4 protein-coding genes and 2 pseudogenes are annotated in these 5,842 nt (G+C 32.6%); all 6 read right to left on the reverse strand.

Translation table 11 applies throughout. The features are described 5' to 3' along the window. Positions 1 to 17: 17 nt before the first annotated feature. Positions 18 to 236: pseudogene (locus Q0U66_RS05110) on the reverse strand (plasmid mobilization relaxosome protein MobC); the annotation flags it as partial. A gap of 171 nt (positions 237 to 407) precedes the next feature. After that, positions 408 to 1,334: pseudogene (gene guaA / locus Q0U66_RS05115) on the reverse strand (glutamine-hydrolyzing GMP synthase); the annotation flags it as partial. Between the two features lie 65 nt (positions 1,335 to 1,399). Next, positions 1,400 to 2,479 carry an IMP dehydrogenase gene (locus tag Q0U66_RS05120; RefSeq protein ID WP_297378225.1) on the reverse strand — a complete coding sequence of 360 codons (1,080 nt, stop codon included), beginning with the start codon at positions 2,477 to 2,479 and terminating at the stop codon, positions 1,400 to 1,402. A gap of 110 nt (positions 2,480 to 2,589) precedes the next feature. Then, a complete protein-coding gene (locus tag Q0U66_RS05125) occupies positions 2,590 to 3,135 on the reverse strand; it encodes an NAD(P)H-dependent oxidoreductase (protein WP_297378228.1) in 546 nt (181 codons plus the stop codon). Positions 3,136 to 3,215: 80 nt separating this feature from the next. Further along, positions 3,216 to 4,898 carry an ABC transporter permease gene (locus Q0U66_RS05130; RefSeq protein WP_297378231.1) on the reverse strand — a complete coding sequence of 561 codons (1,683 nt, stop codon included), beginning with the start codon at positions 4,896 to 4,898 and terminating at the stop codon, positions 3,216 to 3,218. After that, entirely contained in the window at positions 4,891 to 5,613 is a 723-nt protein-coding gene (locus Q0U66_RS05135; RefSeq protein WP_297378234.1) for an ABC transporter ATP-binding protein, read from the reverse strand. Before Q0U66_RS05135 ends, Q0U66_RS05130 begins: the two co-directional genes overlap by 8 nt. Between the last annotated feature and the right edge of the window lie 229 nt (positions 5,614 to 5,842).

Raw genomic sequence — 5,842 nt, forward strand, 5'->3', positions numbered from 1 at the left:
TTTTTGTAATTGCCATACTAAATACCATAACTTTCTTTTGATTTATTAAGAAGTAGGAAATGGATCTGCCATATTTCTCTTGATAATTTTTCTATTTCTTTATTCATTGAATCAATTTCATTTTTGTATATAACACCAGTTGTATTAGTAGCCTTTGCAATCTAGTTTATATTATTTGTTGCATTTGAAATTAACCATTGTAGATCTCTAAATAAATTAATCGTCATAATATATACGCAAAAAAGACCGCAGCTTGAAACTACGGTCTAATTTTTTGTCCAAATGTAAACCACTTGGAACTATTATTTAATTTATTCTTTTTAACAAATGTTCCCATTTTAATCCCAGTTACAGTTTTTAATCTTCTGTAACCATTTATTTTACAAAGCTTTTAATTTTTTTTGTGATTATTCCCATTCAATCGTGCCAGTAGGTTTTGGTGTATAGTCATACAAGACTCTATTTACACCTTTTACTTCACTAGTAATTCTTTTTACAATATTTTTCATTACCTTAAAGTCTATATCTTCTACTTCAGCAGTCATTGCATCAACTGAATTAACAGCTCTGATGATTACTGGCCATTCGAAGCTTCTTTTCCCATCTTTAACACCAGTAGATTTAAAATCAGGTACTACTGTAAAATATTGCCATACTTTTTTATTTAATCCACTTTTTGCAAATTCTTCTCTTAGTATTGCATCGGATTCTCTTACGGCTTCTAGCCTATCTTTAGTGATTTCTCCCAAGCATCTTACTCCTAAACCTGGTCCTGGGAAAGGCTGTCTATCTACCATACTATCAGGTAGGTTTAATCTCCTACCTACAACTCTTACCTCGTCCTTAAAAAGAGTTCTTACTGGTTCTACTAGTTCAAATCGTAAGTCTTCAGGTAAACCACCGGTATTGTGGTGGGCCTTGATACCTTTTTCACTTTCTAATATATCTGGCCATATGGTTCCTTGAGCTAGAAAGTCCACACCTTCTATTTTTCTTGCTTCTTCAACAAAGACTTCAATAAACTCATTACCAATAATTTTTCTTTTTTCTTCAGGATCAACTACTCCCTTTAATTTATCTAAAAATCTCTCACTAGCATCTACATAAACTAAATTCGCATCTAGTTGATTTTTAAATACTTCAACTACCTCTTCACTTTCACCTTTTCTAAGCAAGCCATGGTTTACATGAACGCATATTAATTGCTTGCCAATTGCCTTTATTAATAAAGCTGCAACGACTGAAGAATCAACTCCTCCAGACAAGGCAAGTAATACTTTCTTATCTCCAACTTGTTCTTTGATTCTTTTTATTTGATCATTAATAAATAAATCGGCTTGGTCAAAGTTTTCTATTCTGACCATATTATCATCTCTTCTTATATCAGTCATCATATCTCCTATTTAGAATAATTAGGTGCTTTATTTGTCATTTGAATACTATGAGGATGGGATTCTAAGAAACCAGCATTGGTAATTTTAACAAATTCTGCTCTTTCAAATAGGCTCTTTAGATCTTTAGCACCAAGGTAACCCATACCACTTCTTAAACCACCTAAAAGTTGATAAATTATCTCAGAAACTTCTCCTTTGTATTCAACTCTGGCCTCTACACCTTCAGGAACAAATTTCTTGGTATCATTTTGGAAGTATCTATCCTTGCTTCCCGATTGCATAGCAGGAATAGATCCCATTCCCCTATACTCCTTATATTTAAGTCCATTGTCCTCTATAACTTTACCAGGAGATTCCTTAGTACCAGCAAATATGCTACCAAGCATAACAGTGTCAGCACCAGCAGCTAAGGCCTTTACAATATCTCCAGAATATTTAATACCACCATCTGCAATAACTGGAACATCATACTGTCTAGCTATGCTAACCACATCAGCAACTGCAGTTAATTGTGGAACTCCAACACCAGCAACAATCCTAGTTGTGCAAATAGAACCAGGTCCTATACCTACCTTAATAGCATCGGCACCAGCCTCAATTAAAGCTAGCGCAGCTTCTTTTGTGGCTATATTTCCTGCAATGACTTCAACGTCTTTATATTCTCCTTTGATATGTTTTAAAGCATCAATAATATTTTTAGAATGACCATGAGCACTATCTAAAACTAAAACATCAACTTTAGCAGCAACCAATGCTTTAATTCTATCTTCCATGTCATTACTTACACCAATTGCGGCACCAACTAGTAAATTAGCATCTTTTTCTTTAACTTTTTTAACTTGATTAGCTTGGTCTTCAATTCCCATATTTTTGTGAATTATACCTATACCACCTTGCTTGGCCATTTCGTAAGCCATGTCAGATTCAGTAACAGTATCCATACCAGCACTTAAAATTGGAATATCTAAAGATAAATTCTTTGTAAGTCTAGTCTTGATATCTACCTTATCGGGAGTAACCTCCGAATGTTTAGGAACTAATAAAACATCATCATAAGTAAGTCCATCTCTAATTCTCATAAGCATCTCCTTTTTTTTAATATTACTTAATATTATAAAGAAATAAAAAAAAAGTTGCTGAAAGTTTTTTTGCAACAACCTCTTCTTTTAAAAGTTATAATATTTAATCTATTCTCTTATTCTATAAATCCAACAAAATTTTCAACAAAACCTTCTAAAAATGCCTTTGTTTCATCTACCAATTGACCATTTTCATCAAAGCTGTCATGGATAGCTGACAATATAACTTCAGGTTGAGCCAATACATTTGCACCTAAAAATGCTAATGAAGTTTTTACTTCATAGTTTGCTCTAAGTCCTCCTGTCATAGCTAATGATGAACTTGCTACAGCTACCTTTTTACCTGTCCATTTTACATCTGTGTATGGTCTAGATCCAACGTCTATAGCATTTTTGATAGTTGCTGGCATTGCCCTATTGTACTCAGGTGTTATAAAAATGAAGGCATCTGATTCTTCTAAGTCATTTCTAAATCTTGTGTATGATGCTGGTATTTCTAAAGTACCATCATCATAGTCTTCATTGTATAGTGGTAGGTCCCCTATCTCAATAAATTTAGCTTCATAGCCTTGAGGTAAAAGTTCTGCAATTGTTTCTGCTATTTTTTTGTTGAATGAATTTTTTCTTAAACTACCTTGAATAATACCAATTTTCTTTGTCATATTTTCTTCTCTTCTTTTTCATAAATAATTCTTTTTTATCCTATAAAAGAAGATATACCCCAGGATAGTATATTAAAACATTAGTCTATCTTAATAAGGTGTTTTTCTAATAGCTTCTTATCAATTACATATAGGATGAATGTCAATATAGCCATTACTGCGTAGATGATTAGAGGTAGGTAAATAAGATTTTCACTTAGGTCTTCTATACCTGATCCAAGTATTTTAAATAAGGTGTAAACTAATCCAACCATCATTCCAACATTTATCAATAATGGGATCAATGATCTTGAACCCTTGATAGCTTGGGCTGGATTGTCCCATTCGGTATAGGCAAATAATATGCCAAAGATTAAGTTCAAGGAGCTTAAAAATGCGGCTATTACAAATGATGCTAAGAATAGGGATAGCATTATTAGTAAATCAAATTTTGCTACATATGAAATGATGAGTATGACAGGTATATTTGCTAATACTAAAAATATAGTAGAAGCTAGTATCCTACCCAATACTTGGTCTTTAGTCTTGATTGGATAAACCTTCATCATCCACATATTTTTACCTTCCCTTGAAAAAGTTGAACTTGTTAATTCTGAAGATGATCCGAAGAATAAGGCTATTGGAATAAAGCCAAGTAATACTATAGCCAAGGCCAAAGTATAATGTTCTTCTAAAAACCCTCTTACAAGCTCGAGTGAAGATTGGATATCTAATCCATCTTCTTTTCCGCCAACTAATATTCCTCCTCCGAAGAATAATGGGAAAATAATACCCATTGAAAATTTATTTATAAAATAAGTAGCATTTGAAAATATATTTTTAATGTCTTTTTTACAGATTGCCATGTATGAAGCTTGAGTTTTGTATTCTGTAAACTTTGTCTTTTTATGCTTTTTACTTACCACATTTTCATTTAATACACCTGATGCCATTCTCTTGTATCCTAATTTTACTACTATATATAAAAGTACAAGTGTAGCTGCAAGCAGTAGGAAAAAGTTTAAGGCTCTTATGCCAAAACTTTCGCCTAGTAAGGCATTAGCAAAAAGATTTACCTGTGGATAGACCTTGGTAAAGATACCTTGAGTATTGTTTATATTTTCCATTATATTTTCTGCTGACGACCCACCTATCGTAAGTTGAATAAAGAGTTGTAAGCCTACAACAAATAAAAAGAATATTATTGTAGAAATATATTTAAGTGCTTTTTTTAGGACACTGCTCCTATTTACATAGTACATTATCCAAACTATGATTAGCATTTCTATACTGATCAAAATCACAGTTACAAGGTAGGTTGAAATTAAGGCTACTAAATAAAATAGTATGCTTTTATTGTAGAATACACCTATCTTGTATATCATTGGAAATACTAGCAATATTGAAAATGCTAAAGCAGAAAAACTAGCTGATAAGATCTTGCTAATGAAAATCGAGCTGTGTTTTATCGGTAGTCTTAGCAATATTTTAGTTTCATTTGAGTAATATATTTTTGCTATATTGCTTGTTGTTGTAAATATCAAAACTGCTGATAAATATGCTGATATACCAGTTATTAGCAAGTTTTTTGCCTTGCCTAATTCTAAATATAAGTCATAATATTTAAATAAGGATTTTTGTATCAAAACTAGGTAGAACAACATTAACAAGGCAGAAAATACTAGAGCAAAGAATTTTTTACGACTTTTCTTGTCATTGAAAAATCCCTTTATATCCAGGTAAAATCCTAATTGTTTTTTAAGTAGTGTGGTTAAATCATTCATTTGTTAACTCCAAGAATAGTTGTTCTAAGTCACCATGATAGTCTGCGTGGTTTTTGAGTTCTTCTATAGTTCCTTCGGCTATTATTCTCCCCTTATTAATAATAATTATCCTATCACAGATTTTTTCTACAACTTCCATGATATGGGATGAGAAGAATACAGACTTTCCTCTGTCACACATTTCTCTCATAATATTTTTCAAGTTGAATGAAGACTTAGGATCAAGTCCAACCATTGGTTCGTCCAAAATCAATACATCCGGATCGCTTATAAGGGCTGAAATTAGAGAAATCTTTTGTTTCATACCATGAGAATATGAAGAAATATGACTGTCAAGGTCATCTTGTAGACCAAACATATCGGCGTATTTATTCATGCGCTCTTCCATGTCTTCCTTACTTACTTCATATATGTTGGCAACAAATTGAACAAACTTTCTTCCTGTCATGTTTTCATAAACTTCGGGGTTGTCAGGTAGGAATGCTATCCTCTTCTTTGCTTCATATGGATTTTTTATAACATCAATGCCACCGTCCATAATGATAGTCCCACTGGTTGCTTCAAGTAGACCAACTATCATGCTTATGGTTGTAGTTTTACCGGCACCGTTGGGTCCTAAGAATCCTAATATCTCCCCATTTCTAACTTCAAAACTAATATTGTCTACAGCAAGCTTTTTACCGTAGTCTTTTGTTAAATTCTTTACTTGTATCATAAGTCCTCCTTTGTGTATCTTAGCTTTGGTTATTATTATATCAAAGTGGGTGGGGAAAATAAATGGTTTCTGGGATTGGGGTTGGTGATTGAGATTTTGTAGATGTTTGAGTAGTGATTTTGGAAATATATGTATTGTAGATTTGGTAGTAAGAAAGATGTGGAGCAGTTTTGTAGTTTCTGAGGTGTCCCCCAAAAAGTAGAGTTTAAATTCTTATTGGTTTTATGAT

The organism is uncultured Helcococcus sp. (assembly GCF_946998255.1).
GTDB lineage: Bacteria > Bacillota > Clostridia > Tissierellales > Peptoniphilaceae > Helcococcus.

Coding starts and splice junctions, on each gene's coding strand:
- Q0U66_RS05135 (WP_297378234.1), bottom strand. CDS start 5,613: ATGATACAAGTAAAGAATTTAACAAAAGACTACGGTAAAAAGCTTGCT.
- Q0U66_RS05130 (WP_297378231.1), bottom strand. CDS start 4,898: ATGAATGATTTAACCACACTACTTAAAAAACAATTAGGATTTTACCTG.
- Q0U66_RS05120 (WP_297378225.1), bottom strand. CDS start 2,479: ATGCTTATGAGAATTAGAGATGGACTTACTTATGATGATGTTTTATTA.
- Q0U66_RS05125 (WP_297378228.1), bottom strand. CDS start 3,135: ATGACAAAGAAAATTGGTATTATTCAAGGTAGTTTAAGAAAAAATTCA.